Origin of the sequence: Erysipelatoclostridium sp. An173 (genome assembly GCF_963931465.1) — a bacterium.
GTDB classification, from domain to species: Bacteria; Bacillota_I; Bacilli_A; order Erysipelotrichales; family Coprobacillaceae; genus Thomasclavelia; species Thomasclavelia merdavium.
Genome location: NZ_OZ007017.1, coordinates 930,982 through 956,651 on the forward strand (window position 1 = coordinate 930,982; position 25,670 = coordinate 956,651).

The following is a 25,670-nucleotide window of genomic DNA, read 5'->3' on the forward strand; positions in this document are numbered from 1 at the left end:
GCCTTTTTTAGGCGCAATAAGGGTATCTGTTTCAAAATCAGTTTTTTTCAAGGACTTTTTGGATCTTTTTAATTAATTAGAGCTTCTTTTTTTCGCTTCTCCATCATCATTTTATGATATTTTCTAATATTAAATCCTATTGCGACCAGCGTTATTTCTAATTTGACTCCAGATTCTCCTCTTCTTCTTAATCTTGAGTAATGATGATCTTCCTTTAATATCCCAAATACTCCTTCTGAATATATCTGTCTCCATTTTATATATTCTTTTCCTACTTCACTAGCCAGATTATCTCTTACTTCTTTCTTCATCTGATTTAATTTTTCATTATTTGTTATTTTTCGGTTGCCTTTGCTTTTTGTACACTTTGATTTTAACGGGCATCCTTCGCAATGTTTATTTTCCAGTATCTGATTTACTTTCTTATATTGCCCTTTGGTATTGATCGTTTCTCTCACAAATTCAAATTTATATCCCTGTGGATATAAATGCTACTATTAATATGTACAAAAACGATCATATAAAAATGTACAAAATCAATTCAACATAATATAATAATTCAGTTTTTATTGGAGGTTATATTATGATTATGAATTTAACAGTTAGTTCAAGTATTGAGATTAATTGTTTACTTGATTTACCAAAATTGAAAGTATTAGTAGAGGAGTTAAAATTGAAAATAAATAAATCACAAATTGCCCGAGAGCTTGGTGTAGATAGAAGATTGATTGATAAATATATGAATGGTTATACTAAGCCAAAGAAAAGAGAAAGAAAAAGTAAGTTAGATAATTTTTATCAAATAATATATGACTTGCTGATCAATCAAAATACTCAGGTTTTCTTTTATAAAAGAGTTTTATGGCAATATCTAAAAGATAATCATGGATTAGAGTGCTCAGCTTCCCATTTTAGAAAGTGGATCAGCCAGCATGAGGAATTTGATAAATACTTTAATGGCAGAACAAACAGGACAGTAAATGGTAAAATTAGAAACAATATGACAAATCATCGGTCAATCAAAAGAGAGACTGGTATGGGAGTTGAGGCACAATTGGATTGGAAGGAAAATATGCATTATACCTTAAGCACAGGTGAGGTTATTGAATTAAATATCTTTGCACTTGTATATTCCTATTCAAGATATAGGATTAATTTCATCTCACTTACAAAAAAGCAGGGTGCTCTGTTTCATTATCTTGATCAGGCATTTGAAGCAGCTGGTGGTGTGCCTGACATCTTAAAAACCGATAATATGAAAACAGTTATGGATGAGGCAAGAACAGAATATTCGAGTGGAAAGGTCAATGCAAAGTTTCAACAGTTTGCGGATGATTATGGCTTTATAGTGAAACCTTGTATTGCCGGAAAACCATGGAGTAAAGGGAAGGTTGAAGCGCCAATGAAATTATGGGATGAACTATATGCTTATAATGGGAAGCTGAACTATGCACAACTGAATGAAAAAGTAATGGAAATCAATGAAAGAAATAATTGCCAGGTGCACAGTGAAATAGGAAAAATTCCGAAACTTCATATCCAAAAAGAAAAAGATTTCTTATCCCCTTTACCACAAGAAAAGATAAGAAATCAGTATAAAATCACCATTAGACCAGTAAAAGTAGATTCACAGAGTTTGTTTTCCTATAAAGGTAATAAATATTCCGCACCACCAGAATATATTGGTAAAACAGTGAAACTACAGATATTTGATGATTATATACATGTGTATTCTAACACAAGACTTATAACAATTCATCAAATATCTCAATCAAAATATAATTATCATGAAGAACATTATCAAAAAATATATGAAGTAAGTTTTAAAGACAGTTCGGATGAAATCAAACAATTAGCTAAGGCAAATTTAAATTTGATAGGAGAAATATACAATGAGTAGTACATATATGCAATTGAAAAATAACCTGAATTACTTGAAGTTAAGTCAAATGAATGAAAATTTAGATGAGATGTTGGATTATATAACCAGAAACAATCTATCTTTTACAGAAGGATTGATCAAATTGACGCAGATAGAAATCGATCATAGAGAAAAGAATATGGTCAAGTCAATGGTTAAGGTAGGGGCATTTCCTCATCATAAAGAATTAAGGGATTTTGATTTTGATTTTCAGTCATCAATAAACAAACAGCAGATATTGGATTTTGAGACACTCAGATTCATCGAGAATTGTGAAAACATCGTATTTCTGGGTAATAGTGGTGTAGGTAAAACACACCTGGCTGTAAGTATAGGCATTGCCGCGGCAAAGCGTAGAAATAGTACATATTTCATCAAATGTCATAATCTTATTCAACAATTGAAGAAAGCAAATAACGAGAACAGATTGGAAGATAGACTTCGCCATTTTACCAAATATAAAGTACTGATCATAGATGAACTTGGCTATCTTCCGATTAATAAAGATGATGCGAAATTGTTTTTTCAATTGATAGATAGACGTTATGAAAAAAGAAGCACGATATTAACAACAAATATCAATTTTAGTGAGTGGGATGCAGTCTTCTGTGATGTGGTCATGGCAAACGCTATTTTAGACAGAATCCTTCATCATGCGCACGTGGTAACTATAACGGGTAAATCCTATCGATTAAAAGATCAAATGAAGCCAAATGAAGAGGAATCCTAATACTTAAAAATGCTCTTGATTATATTGAGAAGGAACACAATTGTACATCATAAATGATCATTTTTGTACAAAATTATATTGACATTTATAGTGGACACACATAACTTCCATCTTCCTGCCGCATTTGAGATACCCTGAATTGATTCTTTTCTGTCTTTTTTCCTGTTCTTTATAATATCCCGAATATTTCATATATAAATCTATCTCATGTTTTTTACAGAACATGTAATTATCATAACTTCCATATCCGGCATCTGCTGGTGTTTTTTCCGGGTATTCTCCATATGCCTGATAATATTTCTCCATAAATGGTATATATGTTGGTAAATCATTACAGTCACTGCTTACATACACATTTCTAATAAATCCATCACTTATTCCAAATTGTACATTATATCCCGGTTTAAATACATTAGTGTGATTATAGTAGTCACACTATATTTTACAGAATTATAAAAAAAACGAATATATTTATGATCAGACAAATAGTAAAAAAAGCAGCTCATTTTCAAAGAAAAGAAATTATCGTACCAGAAAATATTTATCTGAAATAAGAATTAAATCATATATTTTAGAAGTATCAAATGAACAGCAAAGAGAAATAGATAAAGCTATTGAGGAATATAATAAAAGAATGGAAAATCAATTATTAGTATAATTCTTCTAAAAATATTACGTTGAATAATTCTTAATAGATGTGTATAATAATGATGTAAGGAGTGATTGTTATGCCAGTTATTAAACCTATTTCAGATTTAAGAAATTATAATCAAGTGCTAGAAAAAGTATCTGTTGGTTCACCTGTTTATTTGACAAAAAATGGTCATGGTTGTTATACGATTATGGATATCAATGAACAGGAGGAAATGTATGAAAAAGCAATGAAGTATGATAAGCTTGTTGCTGAGATGGAACTTATGAGCATGTTGAATGAAAGTGTTGTTTCTGCTAATGAAGAAGGATGGATTGATGAAGATGAAATGCTAAAACATTTTGAAAAGAGATTCAACAATGATTAAAATATTTTATTCACCAAAATCAAGAAAAGATTTGGATAGAATTTATGATTATATTTATGATGATTTGAATAATCCGATTGCAGCAGAAAAAACAGCAAAAGGAATTCTCAATAAAATTGGTGAACTTAAGGAATATCCCCAGCTTGGAACGGTATGGTATTTAGAAAATAATATTGATAGTGGGTTTCGATTTTTAAGATGTGATAATTACATTATATTTTATCAAATTACTAAAGAAACTATTTTGATTATACGAATACTACATCGCCTGCAGGATTATGTTAAACAGTTATTTTAAGAAAAGATATCAATTTTACATGGTAAATTTACCGTGTAAAATTGATATTGTTATTGACAATCAATATAGGAAGGTGATGAAGTGTTATTTTTAAATCTTCGGCAATGTTAAAAAATAAATATTCAACTATTTCTAAGTTAGCTAAAGAATCTGAAGAACCAATATTTATCATAGAGAATGGTATATGTGATGGCGTTTTTATGAGCATTGAAACATTTGAAAAAGAGAACAGTTATTGAATTTACGTGTCAGTATATTGGAAGCAGAAATCAGTAGATTAAATGGAAAGCCAACAATGAGTGCTTCGGAAGCCAGGAAGATGCTTATAAAAAGAAAATGTTAATAAGATGTGGAGTCAAAATTTGTTCTTATATCTGGAAAAATATAATTTTTATAGGTGTTTTATAAAATTTTGTTGATATAGATATTTTTCAAAAAAAAAAGATTATATCATATAGGATTTAAAATGTATGTTATCAACAAAAAATATGTTTGTATTATAAAATGTGCAGATAGCATCTTGGATAGGTTACACTAAATTGGACAGTTTCTAAGAGAACTGTTACAATTTAGTGTAACCTATCCACCAACACATTTATCAGAGTTCAATCAAGAAATAATCAAAGAACAATTAGAAGATATTGCTACAGCAATATTCCAAAAGGGAACAACAGCAAATTGGTTTGAACCTATTGAAACAAAAGAACAAATATTAGAATTATTATATCTACTTTATTAATATTAAAATATTAAGCAATCAGAATTAGTAATTATCAAATAACCTAGATATGTTGTAAATAAAGAAAATCTAAAAAAATTATTGTAAATTAAATAACACAAGAAAAAAACTCATCTTATTAAAGAAAAAAAGCAAAGATATATTCAGATAGCGAATTTATTAAACTTCTAGAAAAAGAAGAATTGTAGTGTGAAGGTTGTTGTTGATGAGAGTGTTTAGCTGTTTTTAAAAGAGAACAGAATAAAATTTTCAAAAAAGTTATAAATCATTTAAAAATAAATTCAGTAATGTATGAAATGCTAACTAATGATAAAATATTCGACATTTTGTTATAAAAGGTATTGTTTTTGGATATATGATCAATAACGAAATGATTATTATTTCAGATTGTAGTTTTGTAAAATTAAAAGTAAGATAGAATCAGTTTACAAACTGGTTCTTTTTACAAGAAATTTATTAATATAAATGAGTTACTTTTTTATTTATTGATTATATAAAGCATATTTACATTTAATAAAAATATCCCCTTTCTTTATAAAAGGGGATATTTTTATTAAATCGCATGTTTTTCTAAATTAAAAATAATTTATTTTTTATTATAAAAAGAATCATTTTTAAGATAGTGTTCAATTACTTCTAAAACACCTTCATCATTAAAAGAAGGAGCGATCCATTGAAACTGTTCTTTCATAAAATCTTTAGCATTTTCCATAACATATCCATACTTAACTTTTTTTAACATTTCGATATCATTTTCAGCATCACCAAAAGCCATGATTTCATCGGCTGAAATATCTAACTTATCCATAAGAATTTCAATAGCATGTCCTTTACTAACATTTTGAGGAATAATATCAATGCAGTAATGTCCGCTATCAACAATTCTTGCTTTTTGTCTAACGATTTCTGTAAGGTCATGAATACGTTCACTGACATTTTTTTGAGGAAGATATAAAGCAAATTTAACAATTGGTTCTTTTATATCTTTAAAATCTTTAATTTTTTTAACATTTGGAAAATATGGAAGAAACATTTGATAATACTGTTCAGGTAATGTTTCTAAAGTATAAGATTGTTCTTTGGTACAAACCCAGCATAGCACATCAGGCATTGTTTTAAGTGCATCAATAATAAGCTGGCTATCTTGAGTTGAAAGATGAGCAGAAAAAAGTTCTACCCCTTGATCTATAATATAGCCACCATTTTCGGCAATGTAAGTAAGTTCATCTTTAATCTCTGGGAAGCAATTTTGAAGTTTAAGATATGGATTTCCGCTTGCCACAACAAAACGAATTTTGCGTTCTTTTAAAATTTGATAAATTTGATTAAAACGCTCTTGATTATAAGATGAATTTTCATCTAAAAATGTTCCATCCATATCAACAGCAATCATTTTTATAGCCATGAATCGATTCTCCTTTATTTCATATATATAGGCATTATAACATAAAAAACTAAGGAATAATAATGATAAAACGATATTACTTTATCGTTATCATCAATAAATAGCTAAAATAGAGGGTGATAGTAAACATTGATGTAAAACACCATTATGATTTATTATTTAGTGGTGTAGAAAACTATGTTAAAATAAAAAAAGAATATGTTGTAAAATATTTTTGGGAGATTAATATTATGAAAAAAATTATATTGTGTTTATTTTTTATGCTTTTATTTGTGGGATGTAGTCAACAAGAATCAGTAGAGCCTCAAAGTCAAAAACAGGACTTTTGGCAAGCTACTGTACAGGCTGTTGAAGATGATTTAGATGAAAATAGTTATGATGATGATAAATGGTCTATAGGGGTAGAAGATACTTCAATAGCAGCAGATCCTAATCACCGAAGTATCGTTATAAGACAAATTTTTACATCTGATGCACAAAAGAATACCGTGATGTTTTCTTTACAAAATAATAATCAGCAAAAAACAGTTTCTTATATATATAAACAAGAAGTAAATCAAGATGTATACCAGCTAGAAATAGAATCTTATGATGAAGAGTACCAAAAATATCATATGACTTATACAGAAAATTATGAAGAAAAAGCAAAAGGAGAGCTGGATGCTTCTAAGCAGCAGATTTCTTTTGATAATATGCCACTATTAAATGAGGCTAATCAGGCATGGCAAACACTATTAGATGATTATCAAAAAGAATTTGATATCGATTATAGCCAATATCAAGATTTCATCCCTGTTCCACAGTTGATTGATCAACAGGGAATATCTGATTCTGTTTCTGATGACATTTATACTACCATGACTTATTATTCTGATGTCTATACTAATGCAAGAGGATATACTTTACAAACATTTTTAGAAGTTCAAAAAGATTATAGCCAGGCTGAACTAGGTGTCTATAATAAAGATCGCGAAAGTAATGATGAAAGTACGACTTATACATTAGAAAAGAGAAGTGAAAATTGTTATAACCTGGTATCAAATAAAGATGTAGATGAGTATTTTGCAGTATATTTTCAAGACAACAAAGCCTATATTTATCTACAAGATAAAAGTGATGAAGAAATGAAAAATGATATTCAAAATAATCAGGCTAAAGAGGCAAGATATATTTTAAATATGGATTAAAACCAATGTTAAAAAAATTTTTACGGATAAATATTAAGGTTTATAATTTAAATGTATAAATAAAAGATGTAATGATATAGCTAAAATAGAAAGAATATATGGTGATGATTTATGAGTATGATTTTAGAAAAAATAGCACATGATTATAAACTCAATGATAATGATTTATATTTAGCTCAATATATTATAGATCACAGTGAAGAAGTTATTCATTTATCTACTCATCAACTGGCTAAAAATACATATACTAGTGCAACTGCAGTTGTACGTTTTGTAAAGAAACTTGGCTTTATAAATTATAATGATTTTAAAATCAATATCCATTCTTTTTTAAGTCAATATTATTTGAAAGATATGGAAATTTTATCTCATGAAAGTTTATTTTCAATTAGGAATAAATTATCTGAAATTGAAGTGGGTATCATCAATCAGACAAAGAATATGATTTCAATAGATACTTTAAAAAAAGTGATGGATTATATTTCAAAGAATAAATATATTGATATTATTGCTAATGATACAAATGCATGTATTGGTGAATATGCAAGTCATTTATTATTAAGCACTGGGAAAATAACAACAGTTTATCAAAATAGAGATAAGCAGCTATGGTTGAGCTTGAATGTGGATCATTATCATACAGTAATCATGATAAGTAAAAATGGTAAAGATGAGCATCTTTTAAATGTTGCTGATATTTTGATTAAAAGAAAAATTCCTTTTATTATTATTACAAGTCATAAAAAAAATCTTCTTGCAAAAAAACAAGCTGTTTTATTGTATGGTGTTATTCATGATGAGTTTGAAAGTTTAAAGGATATGGTTTTTTATATTTCTTTAAAATATATTTTTGACTTGATATATAGTGTATTAATTTCAGAAAATTTACAGCAAGCTAAAGAAGTGGATCAGCTTTATGGTGCGTTATTTGATAAAAAGACGTGATAAAATTTAATATAAGCATGTTTTTGGCTATTTTTTGTTACAATGTAACATCTTGTTACTATGTTTTATTATAAATTTTGTAGCAATATTCCACAATAAATGTAATCTATTGAACATATCTAAAACTATAGTACGATATACATGTAATCAGTTTAAAGACAAAAGATGGAATGTTTTATCAACTAAAATTCATTGTATTCGAAGGAGGATTAATATGTTTGGAACGATTGCAGCTGTACTTACAACATTATCTTTTTTACCACAGGCATATCAAGTTATTAAAACGAAAGATACATCTGGAATATCTTTAGGTATGTATGCAATGTTTGTAATAGGTGTGTTGTTGTGGGTTATTCATGGGTGGAATATCAAGGATTATAATTTAATAGGAGCAAATGCCATTACATTTATTTTTGCGTCCATTATATTAATTTACAAAATAAAATATAAGTAAAAGGGAGAGAACAAGATGGTTTTAAGCAAGGATTTTTTATGGGGTGGAGCTTTAGCAGCTCATCAATTTGAAGGTGGTGTGTTAGAAACATCAAAAGGATTAAGCGTAGCTGATGTAATGGTAGCTGGGGCACATGGTATACCTAGAGAAATTACAGATGGTATTATTGAAGGAAAATATTATCCAAATCATATTGGAATTGATTTCTATCATCGTTATAAAGAAGATATTGCCATGTTTGCAGATATGGGATTTAAATGTTTTAGAACTTCTATTGCCTGGACACGTATTTTTCCATTAGGAGACGAAGATGAACCTAATGAAGAGGGATTGCAGTTTTATGATAATGTTTTTGATGAATTATTAAAATATGGAATTGAACCAGTTATTACATTATCTCATTTTGAAATGCCCTATCATCTAGCAAAAGAATATGGTGGATTCATGAATAGAAAGACAATTAATTTCTTTGTCAAATTTGCCAAAGTCTGCTTTGAAAGATATAAAAATAAGGTAAAGTATTGGATGACTTTCAATGAAATCAATAATCAAATGAATTATAAAAACGATATTTATGGCTGGACAAATAACGGTGTTCATTTTGGTGATTATGATAATCCAGAAGAAGCTATGTATAAATGTGCTCATCATACACTAGTTGCTAGCGCTTTAGCAGTTAAAGCGGGTAAAGAAATTAATCCTGATTTTCAAATAGGATGTATGATTTCATTAGTGCCTATTTATCCTTATTCGTGTCGGCCATCAGATATGATGTTGTCTGTTCAAATGATGCATGATCGTTATTTTTTTAGCGATGTACAATGTCGTGGTCACTATCCAGCTTATGCATTGAAATTATTTGAAAGAAAAGGATTTAATATTGATATTACTGAAGAAGATAAAAAAATCTTAGCAGAAGGAACAGTAGATTTTATTGGCTTTAGTTATTATATGTCTAATACAGTAAGTTCAACTTCTTACAAAGATGTTAGTCATACAACAGACGGTTCTAGTGAATATAGTGTAGATAATCCATATGTAGAAGTAACAAATTGGGGATGGGCTATTGATCCAAAAGGATTACGATATGCTATGAATATTTATTATGAAAGATACGAAAAACCCCTTTTTATTGTTGAAAATGGATTTGGGGCAGTTGATGTCAAGGGAGATGATGGAAGTTGTCAAGATCGATACCGCATTAACTATTTAAGAGCACATATTCAGGAAATGAAAAAAGCTGTTGAAGAAGATGGTGTGGATTTAATAGGATATACCCCATGGGGATGTATTGATTGTATTTCGTTTACAACCGGTGAAATGAAGAAACGGTACGGATTTATTTATGTCGATAGGGATAATGAAGGAAACGGATCGCTAGAAAGAAGTAAAAAAGATTCTTATGAATGGTATAAAAAAGTTATTGAATCAAATGGAGAGGTTTTATGCGAAGAAAAGATAGAGAAATAACAGATTTTAATGAAATTATGAATATTATTGATAAATGTGATGTATGTCGTTTAGCACTATTCGATGAAGATTATCCATATATAGTTCCACTTAATTTTGGTGTTGATATGGAAGAAAAACAGTTATATTTATACTTTCATTGTGCTAATCAAGGAAAAAAATTGGACTTGATTAGACAAAATAATAAAGTAACTTTTGAAATGGATTGTGAACATAACATTATTCTTTATGATGAAAGAATGTCATGTACAATGGGATATGCTAGTGTAATTGGTCATGGAGAAATAGAGTTTGTAGATGATGACAATAAATTTAAAGCATTGAAAATTTTGATGAGACATTATCATTCTGAGGAATTTAAATTTAATACAAATCTTATGAAAGCAACAACTGTATTTAGATTAAAAGTATTAGATATGGTAGGAAAAAGAAGAAATAATATTCATCCTGAAGAAAAGACTAAAAGAAATATTACACTAGAATAAAGAATTTATGTAATAAATTAATGAGCAGTTTTTTAATTGCTCATTTTTATTTTGATATTATAAGTTTGGTTGAAAGTTATTGATAAAAAATTATATAAATGATTTCAAACTCATATTGACGTTTATCGATGTGTATGATATTATCATATCGAAGAATATAGATGTGAGGTGATTATATGGGTAAAGATTTTGATCAGGAAGCAAAAGTTTTTAAGGCATTTTGTGATTCTAATCGTTTGAAGATTCTAGATATTTTAAAAGATGGAGAACATTGTGCGTGTAAACTTTTAGAAATTCTTGATGTAAGTCAGTCTACTTTATCACATCATATGAAGATATTAACAGATGCAAAAGTTGTTAATGTTAGAAAAGATGGAAAGTGGTCACATTATTCTTTATCAAGTGATGGGATTGAAAAAGTTATCCAGTATTTAAAAGATTATCGAGTGTAAATTATTCTTCGTTTTATAAAGCCACCTTTATGGTGGCAAAAATTCAAATCTATAAATCGAAATATATCGATACAAGGAGGAACTATGAAAGAAATCTGGTTGTTCTTTCAAAATCAAATTTTAAAAATGAACTGGCTAAATGAAGTTATTGCTCTATTGTTAACTTCTGTTGGTATAGATATTAATTCCAATATTGGAGCCAGCATTCAGTTTTTTATCTATGATGTTATTAAAATCACAGTATTGTTATGTGTACTAATCTTTATTATTTCTTATATTCAAAGCTATTTTCCACCAGAAAGAAGTAAGAAAATTTTAGGTCGATTTCATGGTATAAAAGCAAATATCATTTCTGCTTTATTGGGTACTGTAACACCATTTTGTTCGTGTTCATCTATACCACTATTTATTGGATTTACTAGTGCTGGATTACCTTTAGGAGTGACTTTTTCATTTTTGATTTCATCTCCGATGGTTGATTTAGGAAGCCTTGTTTTGTTGATGAGTATTTTTGGAGTAAAAATAGCTATTGCTTATGTTATAGTGGGACTTATTATCGCAGTTATTGGTGGAACAGTTATTGAAAAGATGCATATGGAAAAATATGTTGAAGATTTTATTATGAAATCTAGCAGTGTAGATATTAGTTCGCCAGATCTAAGTAAGAAAGAGCGTCTACAATATGCTAAAGAACAGGTTATAGAAACATTTAAAAAAGTTTTTCCATATATTTTGATAGGTGTAGGAATTGGAGCTATTATTCATAACTGGATTCCAGAAATATGGATAGAAAATGTATTAGGTGGAAATAATCCTTTTGGAGTTATTTTAGCAACCATTGTAGGAATTCCAATGTATGCTGATATTTTTGGAACTATTCCTGTTGCTGAAGCTTTACTAGCTAAGAGGGCTTTACTTGGAACTGTACTAGCCTTTATGATGGCAGTAACAACATTAAGTTTACCTTCACTTATCATGTTAAAAAAAGCTGTAAAGCCAAAATTACTAGCATTATTTATTACAATATGCACTTTAGGAATTATTATTGTTGGTTATTTATTTAATATATTTTCATTTTTATTGTATTAGGAGGAAAGCATATGTCAAATGTAGTTAATTTTAATATGATAGTAGATATCAATCAGTTATTAAAGAAAAAAGGAATAGAATATTCTATTCATGCAATTGGATCATGTACTTGCTGCGGCTTAGAGCTTAGACAGGATGGTAAAGAATATCCTGTTGATGAGATTATAGAATATATTAATGAATATCTAGATGAAAAATGGATGAGAGTTAGAAAAAGCAAAGAAAATGAATATATTCTTAATGTTGAATCAAAGTTTGAGTATGAAAAATAAAAGGAGCGTTAATATGAATTTGTTTAAAAAGAAAGAAAAAAAGGAATGTTGTTGTCATCAAATTAATCAAGAAAATATTGAAAGAGCTGAGGAATTAAAAAAAGAAGCTGGGATTAAAATTTTAGGATCAGGATGTAAAAAGTGTGAAAAATTAGAAGAATCGGTAAAAAAGGCAGTAGCTGAGCTGGATTTAAATTTAACAATTACGCATATTACTGACTTTGGACAAATTGCATCTTATGGAGTTATGTCAACACCGGCATTAGTATTAAATGGAGAAGTTGTTTCTTTTGGGAAAGTTTTATCAGTAGATGAAGTGAAACATATTTTATCAGTAAAAATGGAAGGTTAATTAGCACATGAAAAGAAAACTCAAAATTGCATTTGTCTGTGTTCATAATTCCTGTCGCAGTCAGATAGCTGAAGCATTAGGAAAAAAATTTATGAATGATAGATATGAATTTTATTCATGTGGAACAGAATTAAAACCACAAATTAATCAGGATGCAGTTAGACTTATTAAAGCAATGTATCAAATTGATATGGAACAAGATCAGTATAGTAAATTAGTCCAGGACATCCCTCAAGTAGATATAGCTATTTCTATGGGGTGTAATGTTAATTGTCCATATGTTGGTAAAAATTTCGATGATAATTGGAATTTAGATGATCCTACTGGTAAAAGTGATGATGAATTTATTAGAATTATTAAAGAAATTGAAAGGAAAATAAAAGATTTAGAATATTAAAGGAGCTTTTAAAAGTTCCTTTTTTATTATATGAAAAGGTACGATAAATAAGAAATACGCTATTAGAAGATTAATTTCTATTTTAGCTATTTAGAAGTCGAATACAATTTTTCATTTTACAAGATTACTTATGAATATGATTTCAGTAATTACAAGAAGATATGATATAATCAAAAATATAGATAAATTATGTTTTTAAGGAGGTTTAAAATGGACAGGGCAATTACAACATTATTTATGTTAATGTCTGTTGATGGCAAGATTAGTACAGGTGCATCAGATAATTTAGATGTAGATAAGGATTTTCCTAAAATTAAAGGGGTTAAAGAAGGATTACACCAATACTATGAAATTGAGCAGACGACAGACTTATGGTCACTTAATTCTGGAAGAGTGCAAGCTAAAATCGGTGTTAATACAGCTAATATGCCAAATAAAACACCTGTTTCCTTTGTTTTAATTGATAATAACCATTTAAACGAACATGGTATACATTACTTTTGTGCTTTATCAAAACAATTTGTGTTAGTTACATCTAATGAAAATCATCCAGCATTTAAAATTAAAGAAGATAATCTTCATATTATATATCAAAATAAATTATCATTGAAAGATGTTCTTACAAAACTTAAAACAGAATATGGTTGTAAGAGAATAACAATTCAATCTGGTGGTACATTAAATGGATTGTTTCTTCATGAAAAGCTGATAGATTATATTGATATTGTAGTAGCACCGATATTAATTGGAGGTAAAGATACATCAACTTTAATTGATGGGAAATCTTTATTGTCAGAAAGCGAATTATCAAAATTAGGGGTATTGAAATTACAAGAATGTGTGGTTTTGGAAGACTCATATCTTAGATTACGCTATGAAGTAATTAGTTAACAAATCTAGATTTGTGGAGAAAATTTTATATGAAAAATATAATTCCTTTTATTGTAAATTATAGTCCGATAAAGAAGCTAGCAATTATTCCATTTGAGAAAAAACCGGAAAAAATATATAAAGGTTTTGAATTGCAATATATTGATGGGAAACCTTATGGTAATGGATATAGAATAGTTGCATATAGAAAAGATAGTTATGTCGATGTTTATGATGATATTTCTTTACAGTTTCAAGAAGATGAGAAGTTTAATGTTGCTGAAAAAGGATTAAATAGACATGTACAAGTAGCTATAAAAAAAGCATATTTAGAAAAACAAAATAATTGCGAATGTATATCATTTAGTTTTAAAGATTTAGAAAATAGAAAAATAGATTTTTATATAAAAGAATTTTCAAGTAAAAAATCTATACCTATGAATTTATTAGCACCTATAGGATATGGATCTAAAAACCCGAATTTTTTACCTTTATTTTTTATGTACAATTTTGATTTTATAAGAAAAAAATATACGCAGATAAAATGTAAAATTGAAGATAAAAAAATTAAAATAGATAAATTTTCTATGCCGATGAACATGCAATTTAGGTATTATGCAAGATACAGTAATCAGTGTGAATTATTGGAATTTGCTAATACTGATTCTTTATCTTTTGTAGAAGTAGATTTAGATAATAATTCTTATATAGATAAAAATATAGAGTATATTTTTGAAGAGTCTAATTCTTTAAGTAAGATAATAGTTCATTTAGAAGATGGAAAAATAGAAATAAATTTTTCACCATGCTTTGATATGAACAAAGATACAAAAGGAATATTTAAAATTTGTCCTAAAAAAGAAATGGGATATTTAGAAGGAATATATGAAATCAATAGAGATCAAGATAAAATCTATATAAAATTAGTACCACAAAATGGTTGGAATGCTGTACCAAATTCATTTATAACAAAATTGATATTAAACAAAAATTCTATATTTTGTAAATGGTGTAAAAATTATGAATATATAGAAGAAATAGATGTTTCTAAAAGATTAGTTAGGGCAAAATGGAATAACAAATGTAGATAATTAAACTAGAAATAATCTTAGCTATTATTTATGTATCAAAATAGAAAAATAAGTTTTTAATAAAAATTTAAAGGAGAGAAAATCTATAAAATAGTTTGCCAAAAGCAAATATAAAATGGAGGATGTTATGAGTAATATTATAATATATGGTTCTCATTATGGAACAACCAAACAATATGCCAAAGAACTTTCAAGGAGGACTAATATAGAAGCAATTTCTTTTAAAAATGTAAAAGAAATAAATGATTATGATAACATTATTTATTTAGGTGGATTGTATGCTGGTGGAGTACTAGGAATGTCAAAAACGATAAAAAAATTGAATAACACCGTAAACAAAAAGATTATTATTGTAACAGTTGGTCTGTCAGATCCAATGGATGAAGTGAATAAAAATAATATCAGGAATAATATCAAAAAACAGATATCAAAAGAAATTTTTGAAAAAGCAAAAATATTCCATTTAAGAGGCGGAATAGATTATTCAAAATTAAACTTTAAACATAAAACTATGATGAAATTGCTTTATAATGCAGTTAAGAATTTACCAAAAGAAAAGCAAACAGCTGAAGATAGAGCAATGATAGAAACTTATAACCAAAAAGTTAATTTTGTAGATTTTTCTAGTTTAGATAAAATAATTAATGAAATATAAAAGTAAAAGATAAATTATAATTTGTATTAGAGAAAAAATATTACAAAATAATGGAATGAGAGTATTTACTACACCTAAACTTTGTATCTTATAGAGGCAACGAATTATAAAGAAGAATAATTTGTTGACAATAAAAATATTGATGTTACAAGCAGTTCATTTGCTTTTAATAATGAATAATAGTTTATTGCCTTAATTTTGAACTTTTTTCAAGGATATAGATAACGATCCTAATTTGAAAGGAAGGATAAAAATGACAGTTTCTAATATAAAAGAAGTTATTAATAGTGATATTTATAAAGTTTGGGAAGTTGTTTTAAATGTTGATAAATATAATACATGGCGCAGTGATTTAAGTAAAACGGAAATCATTAGTGAAAAACAATTTATTGAATATACTAATGAAAATTATGCTACTACGTTTACTGTTACTGTAGTAAAACCATATAAACGTTGGGAATTTGATATGGATAATAGTAATATGAATGGACATTGGATTGGTACTTTTACTTCTAATGGAAATCAAACTGAAATAGACTTTACAGAGCATGTAATTGCTAAAAAATGGTTTATGAAACCTTTTGTTAAATCTTATTTAAAGAAACAACAGATCCAATTTGTTAAAGACTTGAAGGATTTTTTGGAACAATAGATTAAAGTTATAAATTTTGGAGGTAAATGTAAATTGAAAATAGTTCAAATAAACAAACGTGATTCTATATTAGTACAAAAATTATTAGATGTATGGGAAAGTTCTGTTAAAGCAACGCATTTATTTTTATCAGTTGATGAGATAAATAATATTAAACAATATGTTCCTCAAGCTATAAAAGATGTTTCAATTTTAGTAATTGCAGAAAATAAAAATGGAAATCCAGTTGGTTTTATGGGTGTTGACGATAAAAGGCTGGAAATGTTATTTGTTTTAGATAAATATAGAGGACAAGGAATTGGGAAACAATTACTACAATATGGTATTGAAAATTATTCAATCAATGAATTAACTGTAAATGAACAGAATCCTCGTGCAAAAGGATTTTATGAACATATGGGCTTTGAGGTTTATAAACGAACAGAATTGGACGAACAAGGAAATCCATATCCGTTATTATATATGAAAAAAGTTGATAAATAATGATTTTGGGAGATATACAATGGTTCAGGTGATAAAGAAAAAATTTGTTGTCATTGGAAAAGAGGGTTCAACATTAGATGGTAAAGGATTTATCCAAAAATTATGGAATGATGCAAATAGTCATTTTAATGAAATAGCGCATCTAGCAAAGAAAGATGTAAATGGAAAACTTGTAGGTATATGGGGTGCCATGTCTGATATTTCCCGCTCTTTTAAACCATGGGAAGATGATTTTAGTAAAGGGCTGTATCTAGCAGGAGTAGAATGTTTTGATGATGCAAAAGCACCTGATGGCTGGACAAAATGGACAATACCAGGCTATGAATATATAGTTGTTGAAAATCATGAAGGAGTTTTTGAAGAAACCATTAGAAAAATAAATGAAAAGGGTATTGCTCTAGTTGGAGCAGTTCACGATTATACTGACCCAGCAACAGGAAAAGACTATCTGTATTTTCCAATAAGAGAACTTTAACAAATTTTAATATACTTAAGGTTATATAAATTAGAATAAAGGGTGAAGAGATTATGCTTGAAAAGATACCAACGGAATCATCCATGATTGAATTGCTTGGACGATCATTGTATGAAATTTGGCAACAGTTATGTATGACGATCGATAAAAAATATGAAATGGATCGAATATGGAATAATGGTGGTAAGAAATGGACTTATGAGTACAAATATCGAAGAGGTGGTAAAACACTTTGTTGTCTGTATGCTAAAAGTAGCTGTATTGGTTTCATGATTATCTTTGGAAAAGATGAAAGAGCAAAATTTGAAGATATCAGAGATACTCTTTCTGGTTCTATCTGTAAACAATATGATGAGGCTAAAATATATCGTGATGGAAAATGGGTCATGTTTGAACCTATTGATACGACTGAATTTGATGATTATATTAAACTGTTGGCTATTAAAAGAAAACCGAATAAAAAATAATAATTCTATATTCGGCTAAATTGGAGTTTAATGAAGAGGACATTGTATGAGTTTGTTTGAAAAATTTATGTTTGGAATCATTTTTCCATTAATGTTTTGTTTAATAGGTGGCATTTTTGCAAGGCAAGGATATTTTTATTTTAAAAGTAAAAGAGATAAAAAACGCAGATGTTTATCACAAACATATGGGAAAATCATAAGTATTAGTTCAATGAACACGCAAAGACGCCGTGCTTATTTTCCAACTTATGAATATGTAGTTGATAATGAGGTTATAAGAATTGAAATCAACTTTGGAACAACACATTGTCAATATAAAAGTGGCGACCAGATAAAAATCTGGTATGATAAAAATTATCCAAAGTATAGCTATATAGATGGTTATAAAGAAGACATAGTTTCTTCTCTAGCCTGTTTGATTTTAGGAAGTGTAGCTGTATTATGTGGTTTGTTTGTTGGAATTGCTGTATGGCTTAGATAGATAAAAGAGAGTTTGTTGAGGTGTTTAATTATGGATAAGCGTACGAAAATAAAAGTAATTACAACGATAATCTGTTTGCTACTAAGTATATTTGCTTTGTACACTTTTATTTTTGTTGCCGAAGTTTCTAAAGGATGGAGAATTGTTTTAATTATAATTGCAATATTCTGGATAATTTCTTGCATATCTAATTTAGTAGAATATTTTGGAAAACGAAAATAATAAAAATTCTAATTTTTAATCATTAATAGTGAACAATTTATTGATAGTAAATTATTAGAAAAAGGAGGAACTGGTAATGGGTATTTTCAATTATTTGTAATAGCAAGGTGTATAATTGCTATTACGCCTTGCTAATCATAATATGACAAGATTAGGAGGCTTATATATGGCATATTTTAATTATTATTCAAAAAAGATATATTATAAGATTTATGGTCAAGGTGTTCCTTTGATTATGTTACATGGAGATAGTGCGTCTTCAAAAATGTTTCAATATTTAATTTCTTTATATGATTGTAATTTTAAAGTTATTTTATTAGATTTTTTAGGTAATGGAAAATCACAACGTATTGAACGTTTTCCAGAAAATCATTGGATTTATCAGGCAGATCAAGTGATTAAATTAATAGAATATCTTAATTTAGAAAAAGTAAATATTATAGGATGTAGTGGTGGTGCATGGACTGCTATTAATGTTGCTTTAAAAAGACCAGATTTAACAAATAAAATAATTGTAGATAGTTTTGATGGGCGAACTTTACATAAAAACTTTGCAAAAGAGTTAGTTGCAGAAAGAAATAAAGCCAAAGCTGATAAGAGTGCAAGAGAATTTTACAAATGGTGCCAAGGAGAAGATTGGGAGAAAGTAATTGATGCCAATACTAGGGCATTAGTTAATTGTGCTCAAAGCAAAAGACCATTGTTTATAAAAGATTTAGCTCTATTAAAGACACCAATACTTTTTGTAGGTAGTCATGAAGATCAGATGTGTCGAAAGGATATGTATGAAGAATATAGGCAAATGTGTAAAATAGTTGCCAAGGGTAAAATTTATATATTTGAAAAAGGCGGTCATCCGACGATATTATCAAATGCTGAAAAATTTTCGGTTTTAGTAAAAGATTTTATTTTAGATTTGAATAAATAATCATTTATATTTAATTATAATTAAAAGTAAAGAATCCGTATGAAATATTACGGATTCTTATAGTTATTATGATTTTAATAAGAAAGATAAGGAGCGAATAATGAAATTACGATTAGCTAATAAGCAAGATTTACCACAGCTTAAAACTATGTATAAAGATATAGTTGAAAATATGAACAAAAACAAAATAACAATATGGGATGATGTTTATCCAAGTATATTTTTTGAAAGTGATATTTTAAATAAGCAGCTTTATGTTTTAGAGGATGATAGTGTAATTGTTTCAGCATTTTGTTTATGTGATGATAATATAGATAGTATCCAATGGAAAGAACCAGCAGCAAAAGCATTATACATACAACGATTAGGTGTAAATGTTTTATATATGCAAAAAGGTATTGGCAGTAAAACATTAGATGAAGCTAAAGAAATTGCCCGAAAGTTAAATTATAACTATTTACGACTTTTAGTAGTTGATTTTAATTATCCAGCTATTAACTTATATTTGAAAAATGGTTTTGTAAAAAAAGAAGGTGTTCATAGCGAAATTATTGATGAAGAAATAATTTTATATGAACATGGTTATGAAATAGAACTATAAGAATATGATAAATATTGGATAAAATTTTAATTCGTTGACTTAAAATTTTTATTCAATTAAGATTGTAAATGAGGAAGATCTTGCTCGAATATCGAGGAGGTAATTTACAAATGTATCATTGCAAATTTAAGGGAAGTCACTATGACTGTGGTTTTCATTGGGGTAGTTTATTACAAAAAAATAATGTTATTATCGCTAAACAAGACACTTTTGTTGTTTCCAAAAAGCGAAAAGAGTTTACTAAAAAATGTGTTCCTATTTATCAAAAATATTATCCGGAAATTTTAGAAGAAATTAAAGGGATTGCTAAAGGGCAAGGAACATCTTATCAAGATATGTTAGCATTTTTATTAAGTATGTATTGTTTTGAATTTAACAATAAATGTACTTGTATTGCTTATAGTGATCAAAAAAATATATTTTTAGGACATAATAGTGATTTTTTAGTTCAAATTGAAAAATTATATATGAATTGTTTATACTCATTAGATCATGGATATGCGTTTAATGGTAATACTACGGCTTTTGTGGAAATGGAAGATGGTGTAAACGAATTTGGTTTAGCCATTGGCCTTACCTTTGTTTATTCTTTAGATATAGCACCAGGATTTAACGGTGGTATGTTAGTACGTTATTTGTTAGAAAAGTGTAAAACTGTTTTTCAAGCAATAAAAGTTTTACAAACTATTCCAATTGCTTCAAGCCAGACTATTACACTAGCTGATGCTAGTGGTGAAATTGCTGTTGTGGAATGTAATAGTAAAGATATTAGTATTATTTATCCTGATAAAAAAGGGTATGTTGTAACAACAAATCATTTTAACTCAATTAATATGAGTAAATATACTGATTATCAAATAGATAATTGGCATTCGTTAGAACGTTATCATGTTGCTTTAAATGCATTAAACAACAATAATATATCAAAAGAAACAATTCTTGATATATTATCAGGAAAGTATGGTTTTATGTGTCAATATGATCGCAAAACTGGAGCTGATACTGTTTGGTCAGTTGGATATGATTTATCAAATAAAAAGATTTATCGAGTTGAGGGTAATCCATCTAGAAAAAAGTATAAAGAAGATACTCGATTTAAATTTTCATATTAAGTTTTTAGGTAGAAAATGATTTTTATTTTCTACCTTCTTTTGTATATTTTAATAAAAAATAACGTATAAATATATTTTATTACATTTGAGTAAAATAAAGAATTTTACTATTTTTATTTTGATATAATATAGATAAGAAGAAAAAATTAATATTAAATAAGTCACAGATATAATAAATGGGGATTAAAGATACTTGATTGAATTTATTTACAATTTAATCATAAAAGGTGGGAAAGAATATGATACTATTAAAAATTGAAAATTTGAAAAAAACATATCATGATGCTAATGATTTAATTGTCCTCGATAATTTGAATTTGACAGTTGAACAAAATGAATTTATCGGAATTGTTGGAACTTCTGGCTGTGGTAAATCAACATTGCTGCATATTATTGGTGGCGTTGATAAAGCAGATTCTGGAAGAATATTTTTAGATGATAATGAAATAAGCAGTTATGATTATAAAAAAATGGCTAGTTATCGTCGCAAACAGGTTAGCATCATTTATCAGTTCTATAATCTATTACCGGTATTAAATGTCGTTGATAATATTATTTTGCCACTTAAGCTTGATAACCGAAAAGTAGATCAGCAGTATTTAGATGAATTATTACAATTATTGCAGTTAAATAATAAAAAGGATGCCTATCCATCTGAACTTTCAGGAGGACAGCAGCAGCGAGTAGCAATAGCCCGGTCACTAATAACAAGACCAAAACTATTATTGGCAGATGAACCGACAGGAAATTTAGATAGTGAAAATTCTAAGATCGTAGTAGATTATTTAAAAAAAATCCATCATCAAAATGATATAACGATAATCATGGTAACACATGATTTAGAACTTGCTAAAAACTGTGATCGAATTTATGTCTTAGAGCAGGGAAAGCTAAGAGAATATGAAACTTGAGAAACTAAGCTTTTTAATTAAAATAAGCATACAGTTTATAAAAAAAGACAAGATTCGATCATTGCTTACATTATGTACTGTTATAATATGTGTATTTTTAATCTATGCAACAGCTAATAACATGGTAACCGATGCCTATATGGATTATTATAGTAATAGGTGCGGGTTAGGCGACTGGTTATTTTCATATACATCTAAATCAGATGAGATTACTGCAAAAATTGATGATATTGTTGATGTAAAAGAAACAACTATTACAAGCATTATTGGTATTGGGGATGTTGATAGTCGATATAAGGTTGAATTGACAACATACTCAAATTTTAATTTGATACCAGAATATCTTTATAAGGGTGATTATCCAAAAAATCAAGATGAAATTTTGATTACCAGGGAATATGAAAAAAAGGCTTCTGTAGATGTTGGTGATACGATAACTATGGAATTTACTGATCTTGATAATCCTCAAAAAACTTTTTTTAAAACAATGAGAGTTAGTGGTATTATTCAATTTACTGGATCGATAAATGCTCAAGATGGAACTGTTAATGATAAGTTTATCTTACATTCTTCAAAAAAATCTGAAAATTATAATATATATGTAAAAACTGATATTATTTCCAATGAACAACTGGATAAAATTAAAATGCTGGTTATGAATGATGAAACTGGGGCTAGTATGAATAGTGAAAGGATTATTGATGTTTATACTGGAGGAAAAATGTATTCATTAAACAGTATCAATAAAAATGATATTGTTATTTTTATAGTACTGCTTGTTTTAATGTATTTTACATTAAAAAACATTTTTGCTATCAGCTTTAAAAAAAGGTGTCGCTATTTTGGTATATTGTCGAGCGTAGGTGCTTCAAAAAATGATCTGAAGTTATTAGCAATTATAGAAGTACTGATATATTCTTTTATTGCAATTACAGTAGGAATGATTACAAGTAATTTTGTAATGAAATGGTTACATGATACAACAATTAATAATGCTTTGAAAACAGAGTTTAATATGCGCCCTAATCCATTTATGTCAGTACCGTCTATTAATATTTTGATTGCTTTAGTAATTGTTATTGTTTTATTATTTGCTAGTTTAACCGCTTTAAAAGAAATTAAAAGAATTAATATTATTGATTTATTTAAATCTTTGAAATGTCAAATGGATGGATATAAAAAGAAATCCAGATCTATTTTATTAGATTGTAGATATGTTTTTGTGACACTTGCAATCAGGTACATGAAAATGAATAAGAAAAAATATTTTTCGATTTTGATGACTTTAATTTTTTGTATTGTATTTTTAAATATTAATAGTTATCGAGCTAGTATAAATGATCAATATATTGAAGAAACAGTGGAAAAAGATAGTTTATATTTAAGATGTGAAATATATGATTTATATCAGGAAAAAAATAATTTCAATAAGCTAATAAAAACACTTAAAGAAAAAGAACCGCAAAAAGAAACTACTTTTGTAGCTGATTTTAATTTTGGAAATATTGGCTCTATTTCTTTAAATCAGTTTACAGATGAATATCTTTCAACATATGGTACACCAGAAATTAGTACTATCAATATATACTTTTTTGGAGTTGAACAAGAGGTTATGAAAGAAGTTACTGGACAGATACAGCCAGTTATACTAAATAAAAAAGTCCAATCAACAGGTGTTAGGAAAAATCAAAATATTCAAATTTTTAAAAATGGTAAAATTCCAATAACTATGGTTAATACATATACAATTAAAGAGGCAGAAATGACTTGGGAAAAAGAAGAAATAGAATTTATGGCAACAGCTGATGGAATCTATGAACTTGATAGTTTTAATATTTCAAATAATTATGAAAATTTACTTTCAGACATTGAAGGTGATGAAAGATTAAATTTAATGATGGTAGCACCATATGATTATTATTTATCACGATATGATGAAATGCAGCATATAAGTAATAATAACAGTACTATTAACTTTAAAATTAAAACAGATGATCATGCAGGTTTAAAAGAAGAAATAATTAATGATAAATTCGTTAATAACTATTTAAAAACAATAGAAAATAATGAACAAGACGAATATGGTCTTTTAAACAATGCCTATACTAAAATAATTACTTATTTATCTTTTACTGTTTGTATCATTAATCTAGCAATCATTATTGTTTTCAATGCTTATGAAAGACAAAATGATTATGCTATTTTACAATCATTAGGTATCAAAAATCATGATTTAAAGAAGATGATATTTTTTGAAAATCTATGCTTAGTAATAATTGCTTTAGTTATATCGATACCAATGATAATATTTATTGAAGGAATACTATTCTATTATCAATATACATATTTAAATATTTTTAAACCTTCATATTATACAATGTTATTTATGGCAGTTTTAGTAGTAATAATTGCATTATTAGCAACATTACTTTTATATCAAATGATTAAAAAGAAAAGTATAATAGAAAAAATCAAGGGTAATGATATTTAGGTATTTTATCAGTTGAGAAATCTAAATTTAATTAGGTTTCTCTTTTGTTTTGATATGAAAATTTTTAAAAATTAAGAAAAGATGATATCAATACTATATATTTTTTTGTATACTAATTAAAGAAAAAAGAGGTGGTAATATGTGGCTTTTATATGCGGCTGGTTCAGCATTTTTTGCTGGAATTACTTCAATTTTAGCCAAGTGCGGCATTAAAAAGACAGATTCAACCGTTGCCACAGCTATAAGAACGATTGTAGTATTATTATTTTCATGGTTGATTGTATTTTTAATTGGTTCTCAAAACCAGATAACATCAATTGATGGGCCAACTTTATTATTTTTAGTTTTATCAGGACTGGCAACCGGAGCGTCGTGGTTATGTTATTTTCATGCCTTACAAATAGGAGATATTAATAAAGTTGTACCAATTGATAAATCAAGTACTGTCTTGACAATTATTTTGGCTCTGATTTTTTTACACGAGGGTATTAATATCTATAAAGTAATTGCAATTATAATAATTACGGCTGGTATTTTGTTAATGATTGAAAAGAAAGATTTAGTAAAGACAAATTCCAAAAATAATCAAAGCTGGTTATTATTTGCAATTGGTTCGGCTTTTTTTGCGAGTATGACTGCTATTTTAGGAAAAATAGGTATTACAAATGTAGAGTCTAATCTTGGAACGGCAATAAGAACTAGTGTAGTTCTTGTTATGGCCTGGCTGATGGTTTTTGTAACTGGCAAACAAAAAGAAATTCATACTATTTCAAAAAAAGAATTGATATTTATATGTCTATCTGGACTAGCAACAGGAGCTTCATGGCTATGTTATTATCGTGCTTTGCAACTAGGACCAGCTAGTGTTGTAGCACCGATAGATAAATTAAGTGTTTTAGTAACTGTTTTATTTTCTTATATTGTATTTAAAGAAAGGTTAAGTAAAAAACAAATTGTTGGTTTATTGCTTTTGATGCTTGGTACTATAGCAATGGCCTTATTATAATATATTAAAA

30 protein-coding genes and 2 pseudogenes are annotated in these 25,670 nt (G+C 27.6%); 29 read left to right on the plus strand and 3 right to left on the minus strand.

All coding sequences use genetic code 11. The features are described from left to right. Nucleotides 1-68 precede the first annotated feature (68 nt). Nucleotides 69-470, minus strand: a pseudogene (locus ABGT36_RS04680) (transposase); the annotation flags it as partial. Nucleotides 471-583: 113 nt separating this feature from the next. Between ABGT36_RS04680 and istA the strand changes: the two are divergent. Both istA and istB read left to right on the plus strand, forming a co-directional pair. Then, a pseudogene (gene istA / locus ABGT36_RS04685) lies at nucleotides 584-1,896 on the plus strand (IS21 family transposase). Next, nucleotides 1,893-2,651 (plus strand): IS21-like element helper ATPase IstB, encoded by a 759-nt coding sequence (istB, locus tag ABGT36_RS04690; protein ID WP_346677014.1) that lies wholly within the window; start codon nucleotides 1,893-1,895, stop codon nucleotides 2,649-2,651. The pseudogene istA and the gene istB overlap by 4 nt, the downstream one beginning before the upstream one ends. Nucleotides 2,652-2,708: 57 nt before the next feature. Here the strand turns inward: istB and ABGT36_RS04695 are convergent, their stop codons facing one another. Next, nucleotides 2,709-3,005, minus strand: coding sequence for a hypothetical protein (locus tag ABGT36_RS04695; protein WP_346677016.1), 297 nt, complete (start codon nucleotides 3,003-3,005; stop codon nucleotides 2,709-2,711). Nucleotides 3,006-3,379: 374 nt separating this feature from the next. On the opposite strand from ABGT36_RS04695, the gene ABGT36_RS04700 reads away from it, so the two are divergent. Beyond that, nucleotides 3,380-3,670, plus strand: a complete 291-nt coding sequence (locus tag ABGT36_RS04700; protein ID WP_087303509.1) for a type II toxin-antitoxin system Phd/YefM family antitoxin — start codon at nucleotides 3,380-3,382, stop codon at nucleotides 3,668-3,670. Then, on the plus strand, nucleotides 3,663-3,968 hold the full coding sequence (locus tag ABGT36_RS04705; RefSeq protein WP_346677018.1) for a type II toxin-antitoxin system RelE/ParE family toxin: 306 nt from the start codon (nucleotides 3,663-3,665) through the stop codon (nucleotides 3,966-3,968). The genes ABGT36_RS04700 and ABGT36_RS04705 overlap by 8 nt, the downstream gene beginning before the upstream one ends. A 1,325-nt stretch (nucleotides 3,969-5,293) precedes the next feature. On the opposite strand, the gene ABGT36_RS04710 is transcribed toward ABGT36_RS04705, so the two are convergent. Further along, entirely contained in the window at nucleotides 5,294-6,112 is an 819-nt protein-coding gene (locus ABGT36_RS04710; protein ID WP_346677020.1) for a Cof-type HAD-IIB family hydrolase, read from the minus strand. 230 nt (nucleotides 6,113-6,342) lie between these two features. Here ABGT36_RS04710 and ABGT36_RS04715 point away from each other — a divergent pair, with 230 nt between their 5' ends. From ABGT36_RS04715 to ABGT36_RS04835, 25 genes are all read left to right on the plus strand, one after another. Then, nucleotides 6,343-7,299, plus strand: coding sequence for a hypothetical protein (locus ABGT36_RS04715; RefSeq protein ID WP_346677022.1), 957 nt, complete (start codon nucleotides 6,343-6,345; stop codon nucleotides 7,297-7,299). Nucleotides 7,300-7,410: 111 nt separating this feature from the next. Next, nucleotides 7,411-8,244 carry a MurR/RpiR family transcriptional regulator gene (locus ABGT36_RS04720; protein WP_300628986.1) on the plus strand — a complete coding sequence of 278 codons (834 nt, stop codon included), beginning with the start codon at nucleotides 7,411-7,413 and terminating at the stop codon, nucleotides 8,242-8,244. A 214-nt stretch (nucleotides 8,245-8,458) separates the two neighbouring features. Beyond that, the gene (locus ABGT36_RS04725) at nucleotides 8,459-8,698 is read left to right on the plus strand and encodes a SemiSWEET transporter (protein WP_087303259.1); all 240 of its coding nucleotides are present in this window, start codon (nucleotides 8,459-8,461) and stop codon (nucleotides 8,696-8,698) included. A 15-nt stretch (nucleotides 8,699-8,713) separates the two neighbouring features. After that, nucleotides 8,714-10,168 carry a 6-phospho-beta-glucosidase gene (locus tag ABGT36_RS04730; protein WP_346677024.1) on the plus strand — a complete coding sequence of 485 codons (1,455 nt, stop codon included), beginning with the start codon at nucleotides 8,714-8,716 and terminating at the stop codon, nucleotides 10,166-10,168. Next, nucleotides 10,144-10,653, plus strand: a complete 510-nt coding sequence (locus ABGT36_RS04735; RefSeq protein WP_346677026.1) for a pyridoxamine 5'-phosphate oxidase family protein — start codon at nucleotides 10,144-10,146, stop codon at nucleotides 10,651-10,653. Before ABGT36_RS04730 ends, ABGT36_RS04735 begins: the two co-directional genes overlap by 25 nt. 176 nt (nucleotides 10,654-10,829) lie before the next feature. After that, nucleotides 10,830-11,105 carry a helix-turn-helix transcriptional regulator gene (locus ABGT36_RS04740; protein WP_087374252.1) on the plus strand — a complete coding sequence of 92 codons (276 nt, stop codon included), beginning with the start codon at nucleotides 10,830-10,832 and terminating at the stop codon, nucleotides 11,103-11,105. An 84-nt stretch (nucleotides 11,106-11,189) separates the two neighbouring features. Beyond that, nucleotides 11,190-12,194, plus strand: a complete 1,005-nt coding sequence (locus tag ABGT36_RS04745) for a permease (protein ID WP_087303267.1) — start codon at nucleotides 11,190-11,192, stop codon at nucleotides 12,192-12,194. Nucleotides 12,195-12,205: 11 nt separating this feature from the next. Further along, the gene (locus tag ABGT36_RS04750) at nucleotides 12,206-12,466 is read left to right on the plus strand and encodes a hypothetical protein (protein ID WP_087303269.1); all 261 of its coding nucleotides are present in this window, start codon (nucleotides 12,206-12,208) and stop codon (nucleotides 12,464-12,466) included. Nucleotides 12,467-12,479: 13 nt separating this feature from the next. Next, entirely contained in the window at nucleotides 12,480-12,818 is a 339-nt protein-coding gene (locus ABGT36_RS04755; protein ID WP_087303271.1) for a thioredoxin family protein, read from the plus strand. Between the two features lie 7 nt (nucleotides 12,819-12,825). Further along, nucleotides 12,826-13,215, plus strand: coding sequence for an arsenate reductase ArsC (locus ABGT36_RS04760; protein ID WP_300628978.1), 390 nt, complete (start codon nucleotides 12,826-12,828; stop codon nucleotides 13,213-13,215). 210 nt (nucleotides 13,216-13,425) lie between these two features. Beyond that, complete coding sequence (locus ABGT36_RS04765; RefSeq protein ID WP_346677029.1) at nucleotides 13,426-14,106, plus strand: dihydrofolate reductase family protein; 681 nt, start codon at nucleotides 13,426-13,428, stop codon at nucleotides 14,104-14,106. A 29-nt stretch (nucleotides 14,107-14,135) separates the two neighbouring features. Then, nucleotides 14,136-15,176, plus strand: coding sequence for a hypothetical protein (locus tag ABGT36_RS04770; RefSeq protein ID WP_346677031.1), 1,041 nt, complete (start codon nucleotides 14,136-14,138; stop codon nucleotides 15,174-15,176). Nucleotides 15,177-15,303: 127 nt separating this feature from the next. Beyond that, nucleotides 15,304-15,831, plus strand: coding sequence for a flavodoxin domain-containing protein (locus ABGT36_RS04775; RefSeq protein ID WP_296884184.1), 528 nt, complete (start codon nucleotides 15,304-15,306; stop codon nucleotides 15,829-15,831). A 253-nt stretch (nucleotides 15,832-16,084) separates the two neighbouring features. Then, on the plus strand, nucleotides 16,085-16,483 hold the full coding sequence (locus tag ABGT36_RS04780) for an SRPBCC family protein (protein WP_087303422.1): 399 nt from the start codon (nucleotides 16,085-16,087) through the stop codon (nucleotides 16,481-16,483). A gap of 33 nt (nucleotides 16,484-16,516) precedes the next feature. Further along, the gene (locus ABGT36_RS04785) at nucleotides 16,517-16,966 is read left to right on the plus strand and encodes a GNAT family N-acetyltransferase (protein WP_087374238.1); all 450 of its coding nucleotides are present in this window, start codon (nucleotides 16,517-16,519) and stop codon (nucleotides 16,964-16,966) included. A gap of 19 nt (nucleotides 16,967-16,985) precedes the next feature. Continuing rightward, nucleotides 16,986-17,441: a GyrI-like domain-containing protein gene (locus tag ABGT36_RS04790; protein ID WP_346677034.1), complete on the plus strand. Its 456-nt coding sequence runs from the start codon at nucleotides 16,986-16,988 to the stop codon at nucleotides 17,439-17,441. Between the two features lie 53 nt (nucleotides 17,442-17,494). Next, nucleotides 17,495-17,908, plus strand: coding sequence for a DUF3788 domain-containing protein (locus ABGT36_RS04795; RefSeq protein ID WP_087374234.1), 414 nt, complete (start codon nucleotides 17,495-17,497; stop codon nucleotides 17,906-17,908). A 46-nt stretch (nucleotides 17,909-17,954) separates the two neighbouring features. Next, a complete protein-coding gene (locus ABGT36_RS04800) occupies nucleotides 17,955-18,389 on the plus strand; it encodes a DUF3592 domain-containing protein (protein WP_346677036.1) in 435 nt (144 codons plus the stop codon). Nucleotides 18,390-18,419: 30 nt separating this feature from the next. Then, nucleotides 18,420-18,611, plus strand: coding sequence for a hypothetical protein (locus ABGT36_RS04805; RefSeq protein ID WP_087303414.1), 192 nt, complete (start codon nucleotides 18,420-18,422; stop codon nucleotides 18,609-18,611). Between the two features lie 166 nt (nucleotides 18,612-18,777). Further along, nucleotides 18,778-19,539 (plus strand): alpha/beta hydrolase, encoded by a 762-nt coding sequence (locus tag ABGT36_RS04810; RefSeq protein WP_346677038.1) that lies wholly within the window; start codon nucleotides 18,778-18,780, stop codon nucleotides 19,537-19,539. Between the two features lie 100 nt (nucleotides 19,540-19,639). Beyond that, nucleotides 19,640-20,140, plus strand: a complete 501-nt coding sequence (locus ABGT36_RS04815; protein WP_346677040.1) for a GNAT family N-acetyltransferase — start codon at nucleotides 19,640-19,642, stop codon at nucleotides 20,138-20,140. 110 nt (nucleotides 20,141-20,250) lie between these two features. Beyond that, nucleotides 20,251-21,252, plus strand: a complete 1,002-nt coding sequence (locus tag ABGT36_RS04820; RefSeq protein ID WP_346677042.1) for a C45 family peptidase — start codon at nucleotides 20,251-20,253, stop codon at nucleotides 21,250-21,252. Nucleotides 21,253-21,491: 239 nt separating this feature from the next. After that, nucleotides 21,492-22,163 carry an ABC transporter ATP-binding protein gene (locus ABGT36_RS04825; protein ID WP_346677044.1) on the plus strand — a complete coding sequence of 224 codons (672 nt, stop codon included), beginning with the start codon at nucleotides 21,492-21,494 and terminating at the stop codon, nucleotides 22,161-22,163. Further along, nucleotides 22,153-24,654, plus strand: a complete 2,502-nt coding sequence (locus ABGT36_RS04830; protein WP_346677046.1) for an ABC transporter permease — start codon at nucleotides 22,153-22,155, stop codon at nucleotides 24,652-24,654. The genes ABGT36_RS04825 and ABGT36_RS04830 overlap by 11 nt, the downstream gene beginning before the upstream one ends. 139 nt (nucleotides 24,655-24,793) lie before the next feature. Continuing rightward, nucleotides 24,794-25,660: an EamA family transporter gene (locus tag ABGT36_RS04835; protein WP_346677047.1), complete on the plus strand. Its 867-nt coding sequence runs from the start codon at nucleotides 24,794-24,796 to the stop codon at nucleotides 25,658-25,660. The last annotated feature ends 10 nt before the right edge of the window (nucleotides 25,661-25,670 follow it).